A 23,160-nucleotide genomic window follows, 5' to 3' on the forward strand; every position below is an offset into this window, starting at 1 on the left:
AATCAGCCCACTTCCAATAAAGTTTTAAGATATTTACCATAACTATTTTTTTTCATTAGCTCAGCTCTTTGTCGTAGCTTATCTTCACTTAACCATCCCTGCTTCCAAGCTATTTCTTCAAGACAAGCAACTTTTAGCCCTTGCCGGTGCTCAAGTGTTTGCACAAAATGACTTGCCTCTAACAGGCTGTCATGCGTACCTGTATCAAGCCATGCAAAACCTCGTCCTAATAACTCTACACTGAGTAGATCACGCTTCAAATACTCGTTATTAATGCACGTAATTTCTAATTCGCCACGGTTAGAAGGCTTAATATTCTTGGCTATATCAATCACTGAATTATCATAAAAATAGAGCCCTGTAACTGCATAATTAGATTTTGGGTGTTGTGGCTTTTCTTCAATTGAAAGCGCTTTAAAACTTTCATCAAACTCAACGACACCAAAGCGTTCAGGGTCACCAACTTGATAACCAAATACTGTTGCCCCTTTACTCTGACTTGCGGCCTTCAAAAGCTTCGGAGTAAACCCTTGTCCATAAAATATGTTGTCACCCAAAACCAAGCATACAGAGTCATCACCAATGAACTCCTCACCTATAATGAAAGCTTGCGCAAGACCATCAGGTGTTGGTTGTTGAGCATACGTAAGGTTTATACCAAATTGGCTGCCATCTGATAGAATTCGCTCAAAACCCGCTGCGTCATCTGGGGTAGTGATTACCAATATATCTTTAATTCCCGCGAGCATCAAAACTGACAACGGATAAAATATCATTGGTTTATCATAAATTGGAAGTAATTGCTTAGAAACCCCCTGAGTTATAGGGTATAGCCTTGTTCCTGAACCACCTGCTAAAATTATACCTTTCATTTTGTACTTTGCCCTAACCTTTCTAATTGATAAGAACCATCCAAAACTCGAGACCACCACTCCTTGTTTTCAAGGAACCATATCACGGTTTTCTTTAACCCAGATTCAAATGTTTCGGTAGGCTCCCAACCCAATTCTCTTTCCAATTTTGATGCATCAATTGCATAGCGTAAATCATGCCCAGGCCGGTCTTCAACAAAAGTTATGAGCTCTTTATAATGTGAAATACCACTTGGTAAACTAGGTTCTAGTTCCTGCAACAATTCACAAATATGTGTCACAACTTCCAAGTTCGTTTTTTCGTTCAGCCCACCAATATTATAAGTTTCGCCGATTTTTCCTTGTGTCGCGACTTGTAATAAAGCCGACGCATGGTCCTCAACATAGAGCCAATCCCTAATTTGCTGACCATCGCCGTATACAGGTAGCTGCTTACCTTCAAGCGCATTTAATATCATTAATGGGATAAGTTTTTCAGGGAAGTGAAAAGGCCCATAATTATTTGAGCAATTAGTAACTACAACTGGAAGCCCGTAAGTTCTATGCCATGCACGGACTAAATGGTCACTCGATGCTTTAGATGCTGAGTATGGAGAGCTTGGGTCATATGCCGTTTCCTCTGTAAATAGAGCCCTAGTATCATCCAAATCTCCATACACTTCATCAGTTGAAATATGATGAAATTTAAAATTGCGCTGTTTTTCTTCACCTAATTGGCTGTAGTAAAAACGAGCAGCTTCTAGCAATGTATAAGTACCAATAATATTAGTTTGGATAAAATCCATTGGGCCATCGATAGAGCGATCAACATGGCTTTCAGCCGCTAAATGCATGATTACATCAGGCTGATGCTCCGCAAAAACTCTATTCATTACTTCCAAAGAACATATATCAGCTTGCTCAAATATATAACGAGGATCATCAGCAATTAACTGTATTGAATCTAAATTCCCAGCATAGGTAAGTTTATCTACATTAACTACTTCATAGTCTGAGTGTTCAATAATTCTTCTCACTACTGCCGAGCCAATAAAACCAGCACCGCCTGTTACTAGAATTTTCATATAAAACCTTCCTCCTACTTCATTTTTGTAAATAAATCTTTCAAAACAACACAGAAAAACTGAGGGTATTGTATAACTAGCCTTTTTAAGACATACGGGTCATCAAAAACACGATAAAGCCAACGCAAATGTAATTGATCTATAAATTTAGGATAATAGTACAACTTATTCGCAGTTTGGTGTAAAAACCCACCACACGTATAAATTTGCTTTACTTTACTTTTTTGTCTTTTTAACTTAACAGCAAACTCTTCCTGCTTAGGCGTCCCTAAACCACAAACCACATACTCAGCCTCACACTGGATTATACGGTTAAAAACGGCCTCATCAGACTCAAAATAGCCATGTTCATACCCCACAATATCAATCTCTGGATAGTTTTTTTTAAAAATAGCCATTGTCTTCGTTATTTCATCTGATTTAGAACCAATAAAATACACTTTTAATCTGTTTTCATTTGCCTTTTCTAAAAAAGCACGAGCAAAAGAGCTCATATCAAAACTAATTCTTGATATAGGCTTACGAAAAAAAACACTAAATAACTTAGCTGACGAAATCGCATCTGTATAAACAGAATCAAGTTCAGCTACAAGATCAACTCTGTTTCGCAGTAGTAAGTAAGAGTAAGGATTTACGAATGTAATCACCTCAGCCTCTATATTTCTAGCCTTTAGAGAAACGTCAAGTTGTGAAATAATGTTTGGGCTTTGTTTAATCTTATCTAAAAGTTCGTGCATATCGAAAAAACCGTGATACTAAAGACTTCGGAAGCAATAAAAGTAAAAAAGCAATAACACGATATTTGTCCCAAATAAGATATCGATTACTCTTTAACGTAATTAATGCGGTTCTTTTGTTACCATTCATCAAATTTTTTCGAACATAGCTCATAACCGACAAATGTAATAAATAATTGATACTAGGTACCAGATGCTCAGGGGTACTGTCATCTTTTGCTAGTGAATCAAAATAATAAATATGAGGTGATAGCTCAACATGCTCTAACGAACAAGGCTTCGAAGCATTTAGGTCATAAACCGCAGCTTTATCAGCCGAGCAGTACATTTTGGTAATACATGCGAGTTTCCCCCAAACAGTCTGGTCCTCACCGAGCATTAGCCCTTTAGGGAACATACCCACTGTCTTTAATATTGATGCTTCAATACAAACAGAAGAAGCTGTAATGGGCAGATCAGCGTTGCAACACGATAAAAAGTAATTTTTGACCTCACCTTTTACACTCGGTAAATGCGCATGCTTTGCTGGCGTTAAAGTTCTTCCATCATAAAAGTGATAAGAAGTAAAAAAAACCTTTCCATTCGGGTATTGTTCATACAGTTCTTCAATTACTTCGAGGAAGTTGGGCTGCCAGTAATCATCGGCATCTAGAAATGCGATAAAATCCCCCAAAGCGGCACTAATCCCTGAATTACGCGCACAAGATACACCAAGGTTTTTATCATGATTTATAAACCTAACATCGCACTTAGAGAAACTGCGAACAATAGAGGCACTTTCATCTGTAGACCCATCGTTCACGACTATAATTTCCAACGGCTTCTTTACTTGTGCTGAAATTGACTCTAAGGCTCGGGATATAAATTTAGCCTTATTAAATAAAGGAATGACTACTGATATCTTCATTTCAACTTTCTACAAGTCACTACAGAACTCACCCTTCTTATTTTTAACATAACTCCGTACAGAATTCTTACCGTACGATATTTGCAAGAGGCCGATTATAAGGCATTTCAAACCCGTTTAATAGCTCCACAGTTGTAATTATTTGTCACTGTAATTAGAGCGTATTGAGCATTGCGATATAAAAATCAAACGGCAATTGGGGCGATTAAAAAGAATTTACAGAAAAACAACACACCCTCCCAAAAACCCAAATTAGTGTTAACAACATAATTATCAGAAATTGCTATCGGGACTTCATCAAGGTTATACTTAAAAACCCTTTTACCATGCCCGTATCGGGCTAAACTGCTATGTTTTGTATCAAGATAATGATTTGTTGCTAACTGAATTATTTCACTATTATATGCTATACAGCCTGTCGGCCAACTGCGAACATAATCGCATTTCTTAACCCCCTCAAACGCGCTTTTATTTTTGAGCACCTAACCCAAGCGCTTCGAGTAAAGCTGGTTGTGACACAACCATTAAACCTTTTGCACCATCATCTATATAAAACACCGATTTTAATCCTGCTGCATCAAGCTAGATACTTGAAGTAGTACCACACCATACAAGCATTAACCAATACATCTGGTAATGCTTTGAGGTTGAAAGGGATCAACTATTATACGCCAAGCAAAAAAGTATATTTGGTTCACACTCTACTTTAGCAACTTCTAATCTAGAGTGTGTAACACACTCCCCTCATCTAAGTCACACACGTGCCTACCATTAAAAGTAGCGGGAACAGCAACACAATCTAAAATAAAAATTGTTTCGCAAAGCTATAATCTGATCAGTTCAGAGTCACTTACGGTAGTAAAGAAAACCAAGAATCATGCTATTGAGTACCTGTAATCATTATTTGCCAACACAGGTAACATCAAGTACTAACTATTTATTCTAGCTTTATCCATTTTGGTTAATAGCATTTTCGCTAATGCCCCCCAATTGAATGAGTCTACCGCAAGTGTTCGTCCTTGTTTGGATAACCGCTCTGTAATAGTAGGGTTATCAAGTACGCTATTTATTGCTTTCGATAGTGAAAGCCCATCAAGCCTGTCAACAAAAACACCGTTTTTAGGCGAAAGCAATTCATCTGTCGCTGTGTGTGGCGCTGCACTTTTTGAAAAAGCGATAACAGGAAGACCTGATGCAATCGCCTCTAATATAATTTGCCCCAGCGGTTCATACAATGATGTCATCATAAATACATCTGCAGCTTGATAGTATAAATTTGGCTCCGCCACAGCCCCTTTAAAAATAACACGCCCTGATACCCCTAACTGAACAGCAAGACACTCTAAACTTTTACGTTCAGGACCATCGCCTATAATCACGGCTGTTGCTTGTGGACAATAAGGTAATGCCGCGATTAGATGGTGAAACCCTTTCGCAGTCACCAAACGCCCAACACCGAGCAGTATTGGGCCCGATTCTGGTATATTTAATGTTTGTTTCAAACAAACTTTGGCATGCTCTTCAATCGGAAAAAAACGGTCACAATCAACTCCAGGCTTAGTAATTTCAATCAAAGGTTTTTTTCGATTAAAGCATTGCTCAACCTGCTTTTTCATATTTTCACTGAATACAATTAAATGATTCGTTATGCGAAACGCAAGTTGTTGAACCATACTATGTACATATAAACGGCCAAGCTTTTTTATATACGAAAAATATCCCCGATCAATCGATGTATTGATTGGCTTATCTTGTTCTTGTACAACACCAGGCACTAAATAGACTACCGGTAGTCTACAAACAATTTTGGCTACCACAGTAGTATCATGATAACGACTAACTATTCCTAAAGTATCACAATGAATCAAGGATTTAAGCTTCTTCTTCATATCAATGTAACGTGCAAAACTTCGCAAAACAGGGAACTGACACCATGGCTGCCTTACTCCAAATCGATGTACATTAATACCATCTAGGACTTCAAATGAGGGAAGGCTCCGATCATTAACTAGATTTATATCACCAACAAGAATGTCCACATGATAACCATCTTTTTGATAAGACTTAGCTAGGTGATAGAGTGAGTTCTCTATCCCCCCTATATTTGGGTAATATGCATTACTTAACAATATGATTGAGCCGCTCCGTTTTTCTGGCATTATTGATACCCTAAAAATTCATAATCTTTTTGATACAAGGTTTTTATCTTGGCTTGTGCACTAGCCGAGATATCAACTACTTTAGTTATGCGCCCCTTATTTTCCCATGGCAGTTGAGCATGCCAATTTTGAGATTTCGAAAAAGCCGACCATTCACTATCTAAATTCTCATAGTACAAAATAGTATCAACTCTACATTTATAATGGCGATCATAAATATAAAAGACCTGAGGCTGAAACAGTGTCTGAAATAATAAAAAGTCATGATCTAGAACATTTTCCACAAACTGCTCAAAATTCTCGGAACCACTTTCAATATAAGCCTTGAGCTCTAAGTCTGATGGAGAGTGATTACCGCCATTTATAATATAGTTGTATGCTGAAAAAACCCGTTGTGCAGGTTCTCGTACAATTGCAAATTTATGAAAAGATTCAAAGAATACAGGGTTTGACTCGAAAAAATCAAACCATTTAGCATGCCACCGATAGCCCTTATCATCAAAAAACTTGAGTACGCTGCTTCCCGCATTTTTCGGTATATGAACAAATAAGCATTTATTTTTAATCATGAATTTTTTGTACGGATAGTGCGCGAATGGTAAATGGAACTTTATGCGGGAAAGGTATTTTTTCAACATGAAATTTATAAAGCGTATTCTAAAGGTTGGTGGTATGATAACAGATTACATGTAACGGCCTTCCATTAATTTACTATAAATGCATATCCTCGTTATTCCATCATGGTATGAAACACCGCAGAACAAAACCCTCGGTTCGTTTTTCAAAGAGCAAGCCACTGCACTGCAAGAGCAAGGGTGTCAAATTGGCATTATATATTCTGAGCCTGTTTCAATAAAACGCTTCTCAAGGTATTTTGAGACCGATAATAAAAAATACAGTTGCTTAACACTTAAAAGAAAAAAATACTTATGTATTCCCTTTTGTTATGACACCAATTTACGTCTACATATTAGGAATTATAAAAAGCTCTATGCTCAATATGTCGCTGAACACGGTAAACCAGATTTAATTCATGCGCACAGTTTTATGTATGGGCCTGGCGGAGCAGCTGGGTTAGCTGCATACGAAATAGCACAACAATTTAATGTTAAATATGTGGTTACTGAGCATGCGTCAGCTTTGTTATTGGATAATATAAAGCCCAAGGAACTTAAAGCAATAGAAGCAGCGAGCATTCATGCACAGCAGATATTTGCTGTCTCCAAGTCACTTTCACTCTTAATGCATAACAAGCTTGCTCTCAGCCAACCACCACATGTCATTGGTAATGTCATAGACACTCACTTATTTAGACCTGTGCCACTCTCTCAATCAAGGTATACGTTCATTACGGTCGCTCAATTACGACCAATTAAAGAAATCAATAAGATTTTGTATGCTTTCGCAGATGTACAAAAAGATCACCCCGAAACGGCATTATTTATTGTAGGTGATGGCCCTGATAAACCAGCCCTTGAAAATCTAGCACACTCACTGGCCCTTAATCACGTGCAATTTTTTGGTTCAGTTGCAAGAACCCGCGTAGCAAACTTACTGCAAGAGTCACATTGCTATATTAACTGGTCAAAATACGAAACTTTTTCAGTCGCTGTTCATGAAGCTATTTCTTGCGGCTTGCGAGTTATCTCTAGCGCTTGTCAAGGCCCTGAAGAAAGTTTGGAGCATTGCGGGGAGCTTATCTGTAAATCAAACTCCTCACAAGCCTTAGCGAGAACGATGATGTTTCTGCTTAGCGATCCTAATAACAATGCTATGTCTGCAGATCAAAAGCACATGTTCATCACTCAAAAGTTTGGTAAAAAAGCCATTGCTGAACAGCTTATCAAAGAGTATAAAAAAATTGTCTTATAAATCACTGATAAAAAATGCGAGTGCACCTTTATTAATTAAGATTTTCACCGCTTTGCTAGGCTTTGTTTTCAATTGGTTACTTACTCAACAGCTCACAAGCTCTGACTTTGGTATGGTGGCACTTTATCAACTCACTCTCTTAGCTATCGTCACACTATCCAAGTTCGGCATAGATCAAGCTTTCGTTAAGCTTTGTGCGATCAATTGCAACCTCTATAATATTAGATACTTTGTACTTGTGTGTTACATCATTACCTTATTGGGTATTTTATTTCTAATACAAATGCTCGTATATGGGATTGGCCTATTTCCACATTTAACTAATAACCTTGTGTTTCTTGATCTTTATAGTCACTTCCTCCTACTGTGCTGCTTTGCAACATCGGTCACTACCATTAATGCTGGTATTCTAAAAGGGCTAAAACATGCATCTCTATTCGCAAGCTTCAACGGTTTCGTAAGCCTCACTATCGCGACCTTATATTTATTACTATTTAAAGTGAGTTCAATACACGAAACGTTTACCATCCTCACTATCTCGTTAGGCATGAGTGCTTTTTTAAGTTTGTGCTTTATAGCTAGAAAGCTACCGAGCCAATATAAGCAATTGCCAGTAAGTAAATACACTGAGTTTACCCATAGTACATTATCATTTTGGGTTGCTGCGATTGTCTTTTTAGTGATCCAACAAAGTGGCAGTCTGTTACTAAGTCTGCATGCAAATTTGCAACAACTTGGGGTTTTTATTATTGTCATTAAATTAGCCGCTCTTCCAAGTATTTTTCTCTTTGCACTCAATAGTGTGCTAGCCCCAAAATTTGCCGCTTTTAATAACAACAACCAGCATACCTTGCTACAAAAGCACTTTGAACAATCACAGCGTGTACTCATTATTATCGCAATAGTAATGAATATACTGTGTTATGGTATTGGCTCACATATTCTTGCCTTGTTTGGTGAACACTTTAGAGAAGGCTATGAATGGCTCTGTATTATTCTTATCGGCCAATCGGTTAATTTAATAACAGGGCCCGCAATTACACTCTTAGCAATGAGTGGAAATGAACGTATTCATCGTAACATTTCGATACTTTCCGGCCTATTAACTGTTATTATAGGGGCTGTGCTTGTAACTCAATATGGGCCACTGGGGGCTGCAATTACCACAGCTTCAGCAATGACCCTGCAAAACACCTTCAGTTATTTATACGTAAAAACAAGAGTTTTAAATATTAAACATGATTTCACATCAACATAAATGTCTTTTTATCCATATCCCCAAAGTCGCAGGGCAAAGTATTGAAAGCGCTTTTCTGTCAGAATTACAGCTAAGCTGGGAAGATAGAGAGTGTTTACTCTTAAAAAAGAATTCCGACCCAAAAAAAGGCCCGCCTCGCTTGGCGCACCTTACTAGCGATGAATACTTGAATTTAAACTACATAACTCAACGTGATTACGATACATACTTTAAGTTTTCATTCGTTCGTAACCCTTGGAGTCGGCTAGTTTCTGAATATAATTACAAACAGCCTAAAATGAGCTTTGATCAGTTTGTGCTCAACTTTCTTCCTAAGTGCCAGCATGATGATTATAAACAGCACAATGGTATTCATCGACATCTTATGCCACAAGTTGACTTTATTTACGGCGCTGGCACCTGCCAAGTTGATTTCATTGGGAAATTCGAAAATATCCAACACGACTTTAATATAGTAGCAAAGAAAGTATTCGGTAAATCCATTGCTCTTCCGTATCGGAATAAAACCAAAAACAGCAGCCTAATCAGCAAGCTATTCAACCGAGATACAGCAAAACCTTTTCAAGCTTATTACACCCGTGAAACACGCCATTTTGTGGAACAATTTTATGAAAAAGATATCAAAGAATTTAACTATCACTTTGATGATTGATCAAGAAAAATTTTATAAGAACCTACAGAACAATACGTTCGCAACAAAAAAAGTAATTTAAATAAAGTAAGTAATGAATACGGCTGATAAATGTGTATCTTTTCTTGTTAAAAGTACAGGTATTTTAATGTCAAAAATAGAGAACCTTTTAATGCTATTTTCGCGTGCCCTAATCTATAAGTAAACACTCGCTTAAAGATTAAAACGCGATTAGAGCGTATTCACTCACCTTGTAATAAATTAACGCTATCGCTTTCTCGCAATTTCTTCTGGAATACTCTTCACTATTTTAAGCGCCGTGAAAATAGCTCGTTAACTTGTGGCTAGCTGTGGGTTTGATTGTAGATTTGTGTCACTCGTTTTAAATAGCTTCTTGTCAATATAAAGAGTTACACTTTAAGCCTCTTCAAAGTGATGACATTATTCTTAGCGAATATATATACATGAAAAAACATCGCCTAGCGATGACATTACTATAAACGTATTGATATAAAAAAAGCGAGCATAAGCTCGCTTTTTTATAGCTGTGTAATTAAAAATTACTTGCTAGAGAAAGCACCGATAGTTAGACGGTCTTGACCTTCAGCTGTGATTTTAGCAGCAGCGAATACCGTTACGTCTTCTTTTGGTACATTAGTTGTGATTTCAAGTGCAACTTTGAACTGGTCTTTACCTAGTTCAGCAGTTAGCTTCTGAGTGATAACGTCAAGTAGGTTACGTACACCTGGCTTAGCATTCTCAATAACCACACCTAGAGACTTCCAAGTGTTAGTTTCAGTGTTACCTGCACTACCTTCAACCATATAACGTACAGAGATATCACCTGTTTGAACACCTTTGTTTGTGTGACGGATGATAGGCTGTGTGTTAGGACCGAATGGGATGTAAGGAACGTTTACAACTGAACCGTTTAGAGTCCACTCAGCAACCGCTGCATCAGTTACAACGTTAAGTGCTGTATCAGCCGTTGTTGCATCAGCAGTTTTATCATTGATAAGGTTGATGCTTGCTGTATAAGTCGTTTCAGCAAGCGCTACAGTTGCAGCTGGAGTAGCAGAAGCACCCTTCACTTTGAATGAAATCTGGTGGTACTTATCAAGGTCGGTATCTGCACCAGTGCTGTTAAGTGGAATCGTTAACTCAGTCATTGCAGTGTTAAGTGCATACTTTGTTTGATCAGTTGTATCATCACCAGCTACGTTATGCTGACCAATTGGCGCAGCAGTGTTGATGCTGTCAAATGGTTTATGGTCTATTGCAGATGCAATTTCTGCTGCAGAAAGCTTACCGTCAGTACCTGCGTAATCAGACAACCAAGAGAAGTTACCTTTAACTAAGATTGTACCTGACTTTGGCGTTAGGTTACCAAGCGTTGTATCTTCAGATGTTTCAACAACAAATGTGTCTTGCGTTAATGAATCATCAGTCGCAAGGAACGTGTTTGCAGAGTCTGATGTGTTAGCAGCAAACTGGAAACGTTGCTGTTGAACGTCAACAATACCGTCACCTTTAACATGTACTTTTGCGCTGTACTGCTTTGCAAGGTTTGCAAGTTTAGCAGCAGGTGTTACATCATACTTAACGTTTGCTGTATTTTGAACTTCAGAAGACACTGAAATTTCAGTTGCACCAGCAGATGGCGTTACATTAACACCCTCTAAACGTAGGAATTCATTTGCTTTACCATTGTAACCAGTATCAACAGTGAACAAAATTGTGTTACCTACTACACCCAACAGAGTAAATGTACCTAAACGGTCACCATCAGTTGCGATATTACCATCTGGGCCGTAGCTTTTAAGTGTCGCACCTAAGCTCGATTGAGCATTAACTGTACCACCAGTTACAGTGAACGTAATTGTATCTTCTGCTGTGAAACCACCGATACCTGCAATTTGAGTTGCTGAAAGTACAACACCTTTAGCCGCTGCTGATTCAGCAGAGTACTTAGCTGTTGAAGAAGATACTAGTTCATCTTTAATTACTACTGTACATGCGTCTGTACCAGTGTATGTTACTGAGCTAGCAGTAGTATTCGCACCATCAGCGCCTGTGATAGTAATTGTATCGTTTACTGCAGCATTATTAGGAGTGAATGCACCAGTTACGGCAGTCACACTTAAAGTAGTTGCTGCAGTCGCACAACCATTTACAGCTGCTAGAGCACCAATAGTTGTACCGGCAGCCGTTGCGCCCGCTTCTTTAACATCAACAGATAAAATACCTGCTGTTGCAGTTAGTGAAGTACCCGCTACAGCTAGCGCTAGTAGAGTTTTCTTAAACATGTTTTCCATTCTCCAAGTTTCATGAAACTGAAATAGATTTCTATTTCGGTCTTTTTTCATTGTTTTTTTACTTAGGCCGTCACCTAAGTAACAACCAAACAAGTCAAGTTTAAGCAGAGCATACTACTAAAGTCAACCCTGCCAAGCACCTAACCGTTCATTAAACAACCATTTATCTAGATTTGTCTAGTGATTGCTGATTAGCTTTCAAGCGAACACTAAACACATCGATTCTAATTCGATTACTTAAATAATTCAATGATTATATAAGTAAAGTTTAGTGAAAAACACGGTTAGTTTTCGCTTTCGTTAAAACTTAAGTTTTCAAGACTTTTTTGAAATTGTTGCTTTAATCCCGACCACTCACTTTGATTATGGATCACTCTGGGAGTCACCAACACCACGAGCTCGGTTTTATCTCCACTGTCAGTGTTCGCGCGGAAAAGGTGTCCTAAAATTGGCAAATCACCCAAAATTGGCACCTTAGTTTCCTTCTTGGTTCGATTATCACTAATCAATCCTCCCAATATGATGGTTTGGCCACTTTCAGCAACGACTTCGGTATTAATCGTTCGCTCAAATACACTTGGGTTAATTGCGCTGGTGGTCCCGACTTCAACCTGGTTAGATATTTTTTGATTAATCGCCATGAGCACAACCCCCTGAGCATTTACTGTTGGTGTTACGCCAAGCTCAACACCTGTTTTTCGATACTCAACTTCGGTGGTTTGCTTATCAGTGCCTAACGGATCTGACGTTGTTTTACCCACAATCGGAATATCGGTACCGACACTGATAGATGCGGCAACGCCATCACGAACCACCAAGGTTGGTCTTGAAAGTATATTGACCAAACTATTCGACTTAAATAAGTTCGCTTGAATATTGCCATCTGCGCCATTGACCAAATACGACAACCCGCCAAATCCTTCACCCATAAATGCGCCTGAAGTGCCAAGTCCGTAATTGCCATTATTAAGCGCAAACTCGACGCCCTTTTTAAACTCGTCTGTCAATGTTACTTCAGCAATGATCACTTCCAGCATTATTTGTTTTGGTAAGACGTCGAGTTTTTTTATCAACGGCACTATTTGCTGATAGCGCTCTCCTGAGGTGTGAAAAATAATCGTATTAGAGCGTTCATCAACGACCATTTTCAAGCCATCTGATGATGCACTTCTGACCGTTCCAACACCGCTAGGTTGACTGTTTGCTGTATTCTCATTGGCAATACTGGTCGCGCTACTACGACCACTATCGGAGCCAATTAAGGCCTCTAAACTCACCCCTAAATCTGCCGCTCGGCTAAATTGCGGCTGATATAAAAAGTACTGCATTTCTGTTGTTTGCAGTGGTTTATCTATTTGGCTCAACCAAAACATAGCCCTATCAAGCGTCGTTTGTTGGGTGGCAAAAAAGATTAATACACCTTGATTTTCAATTTCGACAACAGATAAGGTTGAACGCCCTCGCCCTGAACCATTTGTTGAAATAACAATCCCTTCTTCAGCCAATAAGTCTTTCAGCTTACTCACCGCTGACTTTGTATCAATGAAAGAGCTCTTGTACGCACCAACCTCTCTTTCGTACAATGAAGGCCTATCCATTAATGCAATGAGGTCCAACGCCCTTAGAATGTCTTGCCTTTTTCCTTGTATGGTCATTACACCTCGCGGTACATCCGCTTGTGCACTGATCCCCATTAAAACACGTAACGTATTGGCCAAAGAAGCTTGCAAACCATAATCAAACGGCACAATTTGGTATACATCTAAAGATGTTTGTGGCACATCTTGTGGCTTTTTCCCATAACCATAAACTAGGTTTTTAGACTGTCCTTCTTCTTTTTTATGAATGTAGTAAATGCCATCATTGTAGCGAATAACGTAATTACGCTCTGATAACAGTTTTTCTGTTAGCGTAAATAGCTTTCTTGAGCTAATTTTTTCTTGCAAATTTAACGTGACAGGGTTGCTACTTTGTTTAACGTCATCATCAATAACATAACTAACCTTGAGCTGCTCTCCCATAACTTGATGTAAATAGTCAGCTAAAGGTAATTCGTCCGCCGAAATTGTCAGAGAATTTGAAGCATCAAATGAGTGTAAAATATCCTCAGCTGTCTTCAGGTTCGTCTGGTTCAACTTAAAAGGCGGTATATACTTATACTTTACAGCGTGCTCTTCTTCTGGACTTTCAGTCGCGATAAGCTCAGCGTTCACCACATCAACCTGCTCAGAAGTATTCCGAAGGTAAGACGAAGGTGATTCAAAATTGCTGTCAATTTTTTGAGTACTCGAACATCCCACTAAAAATAGTGTCAACGCACTACTCATTAATAATGTTCGGTTATGTAGTTTCATCTGCACAATTATTTACCTTTTTCACGATTCGCAGGCTTATACATGGTCAACACGACCTTTTGCTGAGAATCACCTTTTTTTATTTCAATTTGAGTATTAGATATATAAGTCCAGATATATCCAAAAATTTTATCCGATTCATTGAACCTAAAAATTTCCTCATTATTATTTTTTAAATCTAGCACGTTTATTAACAAGGAAACTTGTTGGTGAGATGCAACCTGCCTATTAATAACCGCTTTTAAAGTAAGTCGCTTATCATCGACAAAAACCTCTTGTAATACCCCAGATTGCGCGCTTTGCTCTTCTTGACTTAGCGATTTCACTGTATCAGTTTCTTCGACAGCTTCACTTTCAAGATATGCATCATACTTTGCATAAACCGCCTGACGGTGCGCGTCACTAATAGCGCTAGCTCGGTAATTCAGATCAGGCTCACTAATCATTTTAAAATGTTGTTGTTTGCCTTCATGCGAAAATCTTAACACGCCATCGATAACACACAGCAAAGACATGACAGAAACGCTCAAAACAACAACGGGTGAACGCCAATTTATCACTGTGAACGCTCCTTAAATTCAAAAAATGCAATTCGAACTGATACACTGACTCGGCCAAGACCACCTGCTCGCTGACGCATTAAATTAAAGTTAAACGCTTCATACTCCAATACCTGAGGAAGTTGGGCTAAATCTAAAAAGAATGCCACCGCATTTTGCGTATCACCACTAAAATGTAAAGACAACTGATGTTTAGTTATTTGCGAGTTTGGAAAAGTATAAGAATTTTGCCAGCCTATACTATTGCTACTCAACGTCCGCTCTTTTAATAGCAATTCTAATTTTTTTTGTAATTCTAACTTTAATTTCTCACTTGTAGACTCTTGGAAGAAATGTGTTTTGATGCGATTAATAGCGTCATTATAAAGCTGTCTTGACTCTTCGAGTGGAGACTCATTATCTAATAATAAAGCTGACTTTGTGACTTTATTTGCCAGTAGTGTATTGCTTGCATATAAGCTCTCTTGCCAGCTATACCAAGGTAACAATACAAACTTAATTAATACCAGTAAGGCAATAAATAACAAAGGTAATTTGTGCTTTTGTAATTCATTCATGGCACTTGTACCTCTTCGTTATTTCCTTCTCTAAGCACAAAGCTGATTGTAAACCTCTCTCCCGTGCGAGACTTAGAGATAGGTGTATCAAACTTTGCATCGCTTACAAATGCCAACGCACTAAACTTTTCAAGTGTTTGTGTCGCACTCTTAGCCTCAGCTCTGAAGGTAAACCTCTTGCCGTTGAGATTAATGCTATCAACATCAAGCGTTGCAAAAAATGGCGCCATAACTTCCCATAAATTATCTATCGAGTATCGCTGTTCGACAAATGATTTTAATGAACCATAAAGCTCTACTTGCTCATTTAGCTCACTTTGAAGTGCAAAGGTATTTTTTATTGTGCCAGATTGCTGGCTTAATTGTTGTTTCAAAGAATGTTCTTGAAATAATAACATCCCTGATACAACGGACATATACACCACCAATACTAAACTAATAGGCAGTAAGGCGTTTTGAAGCAAGGCCTTTAAATTAAAAGCTTTTTGTTTTGGGGTAAATAAAATCAACCATTTCACAAGCTCAAGGTTAACACATGGTAATATTGCGTTGGCTTTGTTGCTCCATGATAAAGACCGTTCATTAGGAGCACTAGTCCCTATTGCTACTTGAAACCGCTCGACCGAATTGATCAAACCAACCTTTGGTGCATAATAAAGTCGCTTAGCCAGCTTAGTCAGGTAAAAGTAGTGGCTGTCTTTTTTGTGTTCAACAGTCAAAATGCTGTCTTCATCCACAAACTTATCTAACATCAAAAGCTCTGGCAACATAAACCAAGCTTCAGGCACACCCGCTTGAAAGCGGTAGTGCGTTACTTCAGCACCTTTTTTTGTAATGCTATTGATCATGTAGTGATCAGACGGCATTTTTTTTAATGCAAGGAGCCCTTTCAGTTCTTTTTTATTCACTATTGGATATGACTGTAACTCACTTAAAACAAAATCAGGCGATACAATCAGCAGTTTTACTTTAGTGGATTCTGCGGGTTCAAGTACTACGTTCCCAACATTATCGACTTTAAATTTGTATAAGCGCCCATTAAAATAATGCACATGAGATGCAATTTTTTCTTTGATAAAAAGTTTAATTCTTGAAATCACACTACTTAACCTTTTTCAAAAAGTGTATTTATTGGCTCTAAGCGTTCTTTGACATACCTCTTTAAACTAATAATATAACTCTTAGTTACTGTGGATTGCCCTACGTTTGCGGTTAACTCAATTTTTAATGAGGTGCTTGGGTAAAGGTGTGTGTCAATATCAATTTTCGTTCCTGTAATTTTTCTATACTCTAAGGGGGAGATATCTCGCCTTAATCGTAATTCTAATAATTGTTGTGTACTTGCCTCGCCAACCTCTGCAATAAGTAACTCTTTACTTGCCGTTAGCGGGTTAAAAGAACCGTTGTAATAGATAGTCAAATTACGATACAAAACTGCCTTTTCTATAGGCGTTAAGTCAATGAGCATTTCTAAATCTGTCAGGTCAGTGATATACCCATTTCTAACATTTATTACGCCATTACCCTCAAAGCCATTAGGACGAGGGATATTATCAATATCCTGCCAGTCTAACAAGCGCGCTATAATTAAGCTAACTCGCTGGTAACTAATCCCCTGTGCAAGCAATAGCCGCTCTAATCTGGATGAATCTAAATAATGAAGTCCAATTTTTCCAGCCAAATCTTGAATTTTCACTGTTATATTTTCAGACAGTTGAAAAGGGTGATCAAAGAAATTCCACTGAGCTGTAATAGCATTGCCACCATCACTTACACTAAGCCGAGCTCGCTCATAGGTAAACAATGTAAAGAGCAATTCGCTATATCCACTATGTAATAGTAACTCTGCTTGCGCTTTGTCATTAGCCCACGATGCCATCTCAACTTGGTCACGAGTACTTTTTGATACATAAAGTGCAAATGTACTGAGTATTGCACACAAAACCAGCACCTGGATCAGTGCGATACCCCGATATTTCACTGAGAGTTATCCAAATACGGCGTTAGGTAACGCAATGTATTTTTATCTAACGCGATTGTAAATAACAGATCCTTACCTTCTTTTTTCATTAATACCGCGATCTCTTCAGGTAACTGTTGTGTGTCAATTCCCGAGTATGAGCTGCGCCAACTCGCAGACTTACCACGCGGTCTTTCTTCCGATTTTTGTAAGATGCTATCCCAACCTAAATAGTTAAACTTGATATCGCTCAAGTCCCGAAATATTACATACTCTTTGTCAAATCTAATTTCCTGTTCGGTAAACTTAAGCAAAAATGCCTCTGTCGACTTACTTTGGTATACTAGTTGTAATAACCCATTGCTTTGCTTTTCAACCGAGAGTTTAAATATTTCAGGGTAACTTTGTTGCATTAGCCCGACTTTAGAAATACTCAATAGTGAAGTCTCGCTGCCTTCAAATATAAAACCCGGTTTCCTTCCCTGAGCCTCATTAACCACAATAAAAGGCTGAATACCTGTCAACGTATTTTCAAATAATGTCAACTGACGCCCAAAGTGTCTATTGCTATTAAATTGACCAATTTCATTTTGCCACCTTTGTGCCAACAGCTGATAACTATAGTTACCAACCAACAAAATACCTGACAAAATACTAATGGCGATTAGCAGCTCAATTAAAGTAAAACCTTGGGGTTTAATTTTCATTCCAACTGACTTCTTTAAATTGATATTCTCGAGAATAATTATCAAGTTTGAACACAGCCGTTATATTCCACAAAAAGTACTTATTATTTTGCTTTTCATGTTTTCCCAAATCAAAGCTATAGAGAGGTGGTGGGGGCTTATAGCTTACTCTCACTGCCTGCCAATTTACTTCTACGCCCCAGAAGTAGTTTTTCCCCGATAAATCAGTAATATTCCCCTGCGTCCTTGACCTAACATTATATCGAATCTGTTTAATTGCAATGGGTAATATATTGCTAATTTCTATATGACGGTTGGATTTTTCGCTAGCTACCAGGCTGCCACTGTACAATAAGCTTATTGAGGCAATGGTTGCAAACAAAATCATACTCGCCACAAGCACCTCTATAAGCGTAAAGCCTTTAGATACCGGCTTAAGGTTCCTCATTGCTCACCTCATGAACCCCATTGACCGCCTCACCTAACTCAACCTTCACTTGTTTTTCACCAGACTGTAAATCGACATTATCAGGGGAAATAAAACCATTAGAATTAATATACAGAGATTGCGCAGGAAAGTTTAAGTGCTCAAACGTATGCTGGTAAAGCCGAGTCTCATTATTAGGGCTTGCAACGGTGATACTGCTTCCTGTGAGTGTGACAATCAATTCAATTTGACGAATATATGCATCATACCCAGCTTTCTTTAAGAGGCTTTTAAACTGAAGCGTCTCTGACTTTCGCTCTGTTCTTTCGATTGCATCAATAGTAAATGGGCCCACAAAGCCTATCAATAATGAGACAACCGTCATTACGATCATTATTTCTATTAGTGTGTAGCCTAGACTCTTTTGCATCTTAACTTACATGCCAATATCATTTAATGAAACCATGCTCATCAACATTACAACAACAACGCCACCAACAAACCCTCCCATGAACAAAATCATTAAAGGTTCAATTAACGTTGTTATTTTTTGCGTCCAATCCTCAAAATCTTGCCTTGAGCGTGAGGATATTTCACTAAACACTCGCTCCAAATTACCTGACTCTTCACCAACCTCCAGTAGTGACACAAAGAAATCAGGGTAAAGATCGGTTTGCTTAAGTGCGGGGCTCAACAAACTACCCCGACTAATTTTTTGTTGTGCAACTTCTAACTGATGTCGAAGTACATGGTTTTTAATGTTTCCGGTAGAAAGTTTTAAAGCAGAGTCAATCGCTACACCAGAGCGTAACATCATAGCTAAACCACTATTAAAGCGAATACGTTCCACTGCTAGTACCATAAACGAAACCAGAGGTAGCTTAAGATATAAGCGCTCTAACCCATTTGAAAAGCGCTCATTTTTTAATAACCCGACGATACTTACAATGAACAGCACCACACCGATAAACAGAAAGGATTGGTATTGAACCATCCACTCACTTATAGACAGCATCATTTGTGTATACCAGGGTAAGTTTTCTGCTTCATTAAACATTGTAGCCATTTTGGGTATAATGAAGTTAAATATGAAAAAAATACTGAGAAGACAAACAGAAAAAATAACAGCAGGGTAAGTCAATGAGCCTATAATTTTACTACGTAAGCTTCTTTTAAATTTTAAATCTTTTGCCAGATCAGAAAAAACTTCTGACAGGTTACCTGAAGCTTCACCCAATTCAATTAAATTACAATATAAATTATCAAAAGCATCCGGATGTGACTTAAACGCCGTAGACAAACTGACCCCAGCTTTAATTTGTTTACTTATATCATTTAGTAAATCAGAAAGGGCTGCTTTAGCTTTTGTTTTTCTTATTATATCTAGCCCTTTATCAATCTTAACACCGGACTCTAACAAAAGACTAAGCTCAGCGGTTAAAAATTCTAGATCCGCCAATGAAACACTTCTAGAGCTAAACAGCGCGATTGACTTCTTTTCTTCTTTTAACTCAAATGACAATAGCCCTTCTTGCTCCAGCTGCATCAACGCTTCATTTGATGTCAGCGCTTCGATCATCCCTTCGACTTTACCACCTGTTTTATCATAAGCCTTGTAAGTATAATTTGGCATTAACCAGCTACTCTCATAACTTCTTCCAATGTGGTTAACCCTTGCACTGCTTTAAATAGCCCATCCTCTATTAACGTTCGACGCTGCAAACTCGCATTATGTGCTTTTGCTAAACCAATAAAGTTCGCATCTTTAGGTAATGCTTTTATTTCGTTATCACAAGCTAAATATTCGGTCACAGCCATTCGTCCTTTATAGCCTGTATGTGAACATTTTTCACACCCTTTGCCATGCCTCAAATTCAACTGCTCAATTTCAAACTTTTGACAAAACTCGTCAAGTCCATATTGCTGTATCAACTCAGGCTGGTTTTCTACAGGCTCGCTGCAATTTGAGCATATCTTTCGCGCTAACCTCTGTGCCACAATGGAGACTAAAGCGGCATTAAGCAGAAACTCTTCAACACCTAAATCAAGTAATCGAGTATAGGCACTCGCAGCGTCATTGGTATGTACTGTGCTAAAGACTAAATGCCCTGTTAAAGCTGATTGTAACGCAATTTGAGCTGTTTCTTTATCTCGAATCTCACCAAGCATTATTACATCAGGATCTTGTCTAACGATTGAACGCAAACCCGCAGCAAAGTCGAAACCTATATCACTTTGCACTTGAACTTGATTGACTCCGCTGAGTTGATATTCAACTGGATCTTCTAGGGTTATAATTTTTACATCATTATTATTAAGCGCATTTAAGAATGTGTATAAAGTCGTTGTTTTACCGGATCCCGTTGGCCCTGTTAATAAAACAACTCCTGCAGTTGTTTTTATATCTTGCCTGATTTGCTGCTCTATATCTGCTGATAACCCCAATACAGACAGCTCATACTTCACGTTATCTTTTCTAAGAAAACGCATTACAATCGACTCTCCATCATTAAGGGGTAATGCCGATACCCTTATATCAACTTCCTGATTGGAGATTTTCAGTTCGATCTTCCCATCTTGGGGTCTGCGCTTTTCGGCAATATCCATACCGGAAAGAATCTTAAGACGGGTTGTAAGTGGCATTTGCATACTCTTTGGAAGCTTTTCGACTTCATGCAAAACACCATCAATTCTGTACCTTACCCGATAAAAGCTATCAAATGGTTCCAAATGCATATCTGAAGCACCTTGTCTCAATGCTTTAGATATAAGTGAATTAAGTAAATTTACCGTAGGAGCTTCGGAGGCTAACTCTCTAAGTTTCTCTTCTTCATCACCAGTTAAGTTAGCGTGAGTATCACTGATTTCATCGCGGTTATATCTCGCTAATAGCTGTTTTACATCGTAATCGGATGCTAAATAGCAATTAACCGTTTTGCCTGTGGAAAATACCCAATGATTAAAGTCTGAGTTTAACGGTTCAACACATGCCACCGTCAATTCTTTTTCTGAGCTGAGTAACACAACACACCTATTAGCATGCCATAAATTAATCTCAACTTGTGAACAATCAACCAGCTCGGAATCTAAAAATTGCTCGATATCTAATATTGGTAGCTCTAAGTACTTTGACTGTAAATGAATAACTTGGTCATCAGGTAAAGCCCCCATATTAACCAATATTTGCTCTACTTTACCACCATACTTCTTTTGGTATTCCTTTGCTTTACTAAGTTCAGATGAAGCAATATTAAATGAGTCAATAAGTAAGCTTTCTATGGTATTCATAGGTGAACAATATCTGCATTACTGTCTGTACCACCTACTTTTCCATCCGCGCCAAATGAACGCAATGTGTATGGGTTCCCGTCATTACCTGGTTTTGAGTAACTATATTCATTTCCCCATGGATCTAATGGAATATTCTTTGGTAAATATGGACCATCCCAGCGGACATGATCGTCTTGCCGTAATTGAGAAAGCGTGTCTGGGTATTTCCCAACATCTAGTCTATAAGTATCAAGTGCAGTCTCAAATGCGACCATTTGAGTTCCTGCAACTCCTCTCTCAGCGGTACCCAACTTATCAAAAAACTTAGGAGCAACCAGCGATGCTAATAAACCTAAAATAACAATAACAATTAACAATTCCATCATGGTAAAACCCGACTGGCGCCCACCATAGATACTTTTCTTATTATTCATACTTTTTAACCCTAACAGCCTGCTTTTTAAAAATATATTTCCTAAGAAACCGTGCAACTTTCCATGCGTGTTGAATACATGCCGAATAACTAATAAACACAACGACAAATAGTATTAACATCAGATACTCAGGTACACCTATTAGTTCCCCTAAAACACCAATAGCAGCAAAAATTATCGCAAAAAAACTAATACTGGCCAGTGCCTTTCGTGAACTAAAACCGATACGCATAAAAACATGATGTAAATGATCTCTATCGGCCATAAAAGGAGATTGTCGTTTCTTTATGCGCCGAATAATTATGGCCATCATATCCATCAAAGGTATTGAGATTACCCATAAGGCCGTGACAGGGCTAAACGCATTACTTGTACTAGATTGGGTTGCTATCATTAGTAGCCAAATGACACTTAGCCCGATAAACATTGACCCAGCATCGCCCATAAATATCTTTCTATTTTTGTGACCCAACACACCTAGGTTAAACGCTAAATAAGGTACTATTGTGGCTATAATAATCAGTGGTAACACACTCAGCTCACCACCATTAACCATCATCAAAACCAAAATAGCAGCAAATGTGATAATACTCATGGCGCCCGCTAAACCATCAATACCATCGATCATATTAAATGCATTTATCGCAGCAATTACAGCCACAACAGTGAATGGAATTCCCCAAACACCCAGTTCAATACCACCAAAACCAAATACATTACCTAAATTATTGATATAAGTATCTGATCCCCACATCATCAATAACGCAACTACTGACTGAACACATAAACGAACTTTTACACCTAACTGGCGGTAATCATCAATTACTCCTAGCAAGACGATCGCTGCAGCGCATACAAGATAAACAACTAAACGGCGTTCCATAGGCAAAAATACAATGATGGAAACTAACACTGCAAGAAAGATCGAAACCCCCCCGATGAGTGGAATAGATCCAACATGACGCTTTCTATTACATGGAGTGTCCACCAGGCCTACTTTCTCTGCCACAGGTTTTATCATAAAAATAGAGCAGTAAGAAGCTACAAAAGCAAAAAAGATAACCATAACGATCCACATAAACCTATCAACTAGTCAA

At 38.3% G+C, this 23,160-nt stretch carries 22 protein-coding genes; 3 read left to right on the forward strand and 19 right to left on the reverse strand.

The window, feature by feature from the left end; all coding sequences use genetic code 11:
* Positions 1–2 precede the first annotated feature (2 nt).
* From rfbA to PAUR_RS14775, 6 genes are all read right to left on the reverse strand, one after another.
* The gene (rfbA, locus tag PAUR_RS14750) at positions 3–872 is read right to left on the reverse strand and encodes a glucose-1-phosphate thymidylyltransferase RfbA (protein WP_192508433.1); all 870 of its coding nucleotides are present in this window, start codon (positions 870–872) and stop codon (positions 3–5) included.
* Positions 869–1,936 (reverse strand): dTDP-glucose 4,6-dehydratase, encoded by a 1,068-nt coding sequence (gene rfbB / locus PAUR_RS14755; protein WP_192508434.1) that lies wholly within the window; start codon positions 1,934–1,936, stop codon positions 869–871. Before rfbB ends, rfbA begins: the two co-directional genes overlap by 4 nt.
* Before the next feature lie 14 nt (positions 1,937–1,950).
* The gene (locus PAUR_RS14760) at positions 1,951–2,673 is read right to left on the reverse strand and encodes a WecB/TagA/CpsF family glycosyltransferase (RefSeq protein WP_192508435.1); all 723 of its coding nucleotides are present in this window, start codon (positions 2,671–2,673) and stop codon (positions 1,951–1,953) included.
* On the reverse strand, positions 2,654–3,580 hold the full coding sequence (locus PAUR_RS14765) for a glycosyltransferase family 2 protein (protein WP_192508436.1): 927 nt from the start codon (positions 3,578–3,580) through the stop codon (positions 2,654–2,656). The genes PAUR_RS14760 and PAUR_RS14765 overlap by 20 nt, the downstream gene beginning before the upstream one ends.
* 929 nt (positions 3,581–4,509) lie before the next feature.
* Complete coding sequence (locus tag PAUR_RS14770; RefSeq protein ID WP_192508437.1) at positions 4,510–5,739, reverse strand: glycosyltransferase family 4 protein; 1,230 nt, start codon at positions 5,737–5,739, stop codon at positions 4,510–4,512.
* Positions 5,739–6,308, reverse strand: a complete 570-nt coding sequence (locus PAUR_RS14775; protein ID WP_192508438.1) for a sulfotransferase family 2 domain-containing protein — start codon at positions 6,306–6,308, stop codon at positions 5,739–5,741. The genes PAUR_RS14770 and PAUR_RS14775 overlap by 1 nt, the downstream gene beginning before the upstream one ends.
* Before the next feature lie 148 nt (positions 6,309–6,456).
* Between PAUR_RS14775 and PAUR_RS14780 the strand changes: the two genes are divergently transcribed.
* The 3 genes from PAUR_RS14780 to PAUR_RS14790 are packed head-to-tail and all read left to right on the forward strand — an operon-like array spanning position 6,457 to position 9,521.
* Positions 6,457–7,611: a glycosyltransferase gene (locus PAUR_RS14780; RefSeq protein WP_192508439.1), complete on the forward strand. Its 1,155-nt coding sequence runs from the start codon at positions 6,457–6,459 to the stop codon at positions 7,609–7,611.
* On the forward strand, positions 7,601–8,869 hold the full coding sequence (locus PAUR_RS14785) for a lipopolysaccharide biosynthesis protein (protein ID WP_192508440.1): 1,269 nt from the start codon (positions 7,601–7,603) through the stop codon (positions 8,867–8,869). Before PAUR_RS14780 ends, PAUR_RS14785 begins: the two co-directional genes overlap by 11 nt.
* Positions 8,850–9,521 carry a sulfotransferase family protein gene (locus tag PAUR_RS14790; RefSeq protein WP_192508441.1) on the forward strand — a complete coding sequence of 224 codons (672 nt, stop codon included), beginning with the start codon at positions 8,850–8,852 and terminating at the stop codon, positions 9,519–9,521. Before PAUR_RS14785 ends, PAUR_RS14790 begins: the two co-directional genes overlap by 20 nt.
* Positions 9,522–10,060: 539 nt before the next feature.
* On the opposite strand, the gene PAUR_RS14795 is transcribed toward PAUR_RS14790, so the two are convergent.
* The 13 genes from PAUR_RS14795 to wecA all read right to left on the reverse strand — a co-directional run bounded on the left by PAUR_RS14795 (position 10,061) and on the right by wecA (position 23,141).
* Complete coding sequence (locus PAUR_RS14795) at positions 10,061–11,806, reverse strand: hypothetical protein (RefSeq protein WP_192508442.1); 1,746 nt, start codon at positions 11,804–11,806, stop codon at positions 10,061–10,063.
* A 293-nt stretch (positions 11,807–12,099) separates the two neighbouring features.
* The gene (locus tag PAUR_RS14800) at positions 12,100–14,169 is read right to left on the reverse strand and encodes a secretin N-terminal domain-containing protein (RefSeq protein WP_192508595.1); all 2,070 of its coding nucleotides are present in this window, start codon (positions 14,167–14,169) and stop codon (positions 12,100–12,102) included.
* An 8-nt stretch (positions 14,170–14,177) separates the two neighbouring features.
* On the reverse strand, positions 14,178–14,729 hold the full coding sequence (locus PAUR_RS14805) for a hypothetical protein (RefSeq protein WP_192508443.1): 552 nt from the start codon (positions 14,727–14,729) through the stop codon (positions 14,178–14,180).
* On the reverse strand, positions 14,726–15,286 hold the full coding sequence (locus tag PAUR_RS14810; RefSeq protein ID WP_192508444.1) for a hypothetical protein: 561 nt from the start codon (positions 15,284–15,286) through the stop codon (positions 14,726–14,728). Before PAUR_RS14810 ends, PAUR_RS14805 begins: the two co-directional genes overlap by 4 nt.
* The gene (locus PAUR_RS14815) at positions 15,283–16,386 is read right to left on the reverse strand and encodes a hypothetical protein (protein ID WP_192508445.1); all 1,104 of its coding nucleotides are present in this window, start codon (positions 16,384–16,386) and stop codon (positions 15,283–15,285) included. The genes PAUR_RS14810 and PAUR_RS14815 overlap by 4 nt, the downstream gene beginning before the upstream one ends.
* Before the next feature lie 5 nt (positions 16,387–16,391).
* The gene (locus tag PAUR_RS14820; protein WP_192508446.1) at positions 16,392–17,267 is read right to left on the reverse strand and encodes a type II secretion system protein GspK; all 876 of its coding nucleotides are present in this window, start codon (positions 17,265–17,267) and stop codon (positions 16,392–16,394) included.
* The gene (locus tag PAUR_RS14825) at positions 17,264–17,953 is read right to left on the reverse strand and encodes a PulJ/GspJ family protein (protein ID WP_192508447.1); all 690 of its coding nucleotides are present in this window, start codon (positions 17,951–17,953) and stop codon (positions 17,264–17,266) included. Before PAUR_RS14825 ends, PAUR_RS14820 begins: the two co-directional genes overlap by 4 nt.
* Entirely contained in the window at positions 17,943–18,380 is a 438-nt protein-coding gene (locus PAUR_RS14830) for a PulJ/GspJ family protein (protein ID WP_192508448.1), read from the reverse strand. The genes PAUR_RS14825 and PAUR_RS14830 overlap by 11 nt, the downstream gene beginning before the upstream one ends.
* Positions 18,367–18,789, reverse strand: a complete 423-nt coding sequence (locus PAUR_RS14835; protein ID WP_192508449.1) for a pilus assembly FimT family protein — start codon at positions 18,787–18,789, stop codon at positions 18,367–18,369. The genes PAUR_RS14830 and PAUR_RS14835 overlap by 14 nt, the downstream gene beginning before the upstream one ends.
* Positions 18,790–18,795: 6 nt before the next feature.
* Positions 18,796–19,992 (reverse strand): type II secretion system F family protein, encoded by a 1,197-nt coding sequence (locus PAUR_RS14840; RefSeq protein ID WP_192508450.1) that lies wholly within the window; start codon positions 19,990–19,992, stop codon positions 18,796–18,798.
* Positions 19,992–21,647: a GspE/PulE family protein gene (locus PAUR_RS14845; RefSeq protein WP_192508451.1), complete on the reverse strand. Its 1,656-nt coding sequence runs from the start codon at positions 21,645–21,647 to the stop codon at positions 19,992–19,994. The genes PAUR_RS14840 and PAUR_RS14845 overlap by 1 nt, the downstream gene beginning before the upstream one ends.
* Positions 21,644–22,063 carry a type II secretion system major pseudopilin GspG gene (gene gspG / locus PAUR_RS14850; protein WP_192508452.1) on the reverse strand — a complete coding sequence of 140 codons (420 nt, stop codon included), beginning with the start codon at positions 22,061–22,063 and terminating at the stop codon, positions 21,644–21,646. The genes PAUR_RS14845 and gspG overlap by 4 nt, the downstream gene beginning before the upstream one ends.
* Positions 22,056–23,141 carry a UDP-N-acetylglucosamine--undecaprenyl-phosphate N-acetylglucosaminephosphotransferase gene (wecA, locus tag PAUR_RS14855; RefSeq protein ID WP_192508453.1) on the reverse strand — a complete coding sequence of 362 codons (1,086 nt, stop codon included), beginning with the start codon at positions 23,139–23,141 and terminating at the stop codon, positions 22,056–22,058. Before wecA ends, gspG begins: the two co-directional genes overlap by 8 nt.
* Between the last annotated feature and the right edge of the window lie 19 nt (positions 23,142–23,160).

The organism is Pseudoalteromonas aurantia 208 (assembly GCF_014858725.1).
Lineage (GTDB): Bacteria > Pseudomonadota > Gammaproteobacteria > Enterobacterales > Alteromonadaceae > Pseudoalteromonas > Pseudoalteromonas aurantia.

Coding starts and splice junctions, on each gene's coding strand:
- rfbA (WP_192508433.1), bottom strand. CDS start 872: ATGAAAGGTATAATTTTAGCAGGTGGTTCAGGAACAAGGCTATACCCT.
- rfbB (WP_192508434.1), bottom strand. CDS start 1,936: ATGAAAATTCTAGTAACAGGCGGTGCTGGTTTTATTGGCTCGGCAGTA.
- PAUR_RS14760 (WP_192508435.1), bottom strand. CDS start 2,673: ATGCACGAACTTTTAGATAAGATTAAACAAAGCCCAAACATTATTTCA.
- PAUR_RS14765 (WP_192508436.1), bottom strand. CDS start 3,580: ATGAAGATATCAGTAGTCATTCCTTTATTTAATAAGGCTAAATTTATA.
- PAUR_RS14770 (WP_192508437.1), bottom strand. CDS start 5,739: ATGCCAGAAAAACGGAGCGGCTCAATCATATTGTTAAGTAATGCATAT.
- PAUR_RS14775 (WP_192508438.1), bottom strand. CDS start 6,308: ATGATTAAAAATAAATGCTTATTTGTTCATATACCGAAAAATGCGGGA.
- PAUR_RS14780 (WP_192508439.1), top strand. CDS start 6,457: ATGCATATCCTCGTTATTCCATCATGGTATGAAACACCGCAGAACAAA.
- PAUR_RS14790 (WP_192508441.1), top strand. CDS start 8,850: ATGATTTCACATCAACATAAATGTCTTTTTATCCATATCCCCAAAGTC.
- PAUR_RS14795 (WP_192508442.1), bottom strand. CDS start 11,806: ATGTTTAAGAAAACTCTACTAGCGCTAGCTGTAGCGGGTACTTCACTA.
- PAUR_RS14800 (WP_192508595.1), bottom strand. CDS start 14,169: ATGAAACTACATAACCGAACATTATTAATGAGTAGTGCGTTGACACTA.
- PAUR_RS14810 (WP_192508444.1), bottom strand. CDS start 15,286: ATGAATGAATTACAAAAGCACAAATTACCTTTGTTATTTATTGCCTTA.
- PAUR_RS14825 (WP_192508447.1), bottom strand. CDS start 17,953: ATGAAAATTAAACCCCAAGGTTTTACTTTAATTGAGCTGCTAATCGCC.
- PAUR_RS14830 (WP_192508448.1), bottom strand. CDS start 18,380: ATGAGGAACCTTAAGCCGGTATCTAAAGGCTTTACGCTTATAGAGGTG.
- PAUR_RS14835 (WP_192508449.1), bottom strand. CDS start 18,789: ATGCAAAAGAGTCTAGGCTACACACTAATAGAAATAATGATCGTAATG.
- PAUR_RS14840 (WP_192508450.1), bottom strand. CDS start 19,992: ATGCCAAATTATACTTACAAGGCTTATGATAAAACAGGTGGTAAAGTC.
- PAUR_RS14845 (WP_192508451.1), bottom strand. CDS start 21,647: ATGAATACCATAGAAAGCTTACTTATTGACTCATTTAATATTGCTTCA.
- gspG (WP_192508452.1), bottom strand. CDS start 22,063: ATGAATAATAAGAAAAGTATCTATGGTGGGCGCCAGTCGGGTTTTACC.
- wecA (WP_192508453.1), bottom strand. CDS start 23,141: ATGTGGATCGTTATGGTTATCTTTTTTGCTTTTGTAGCTTCTTACTGC.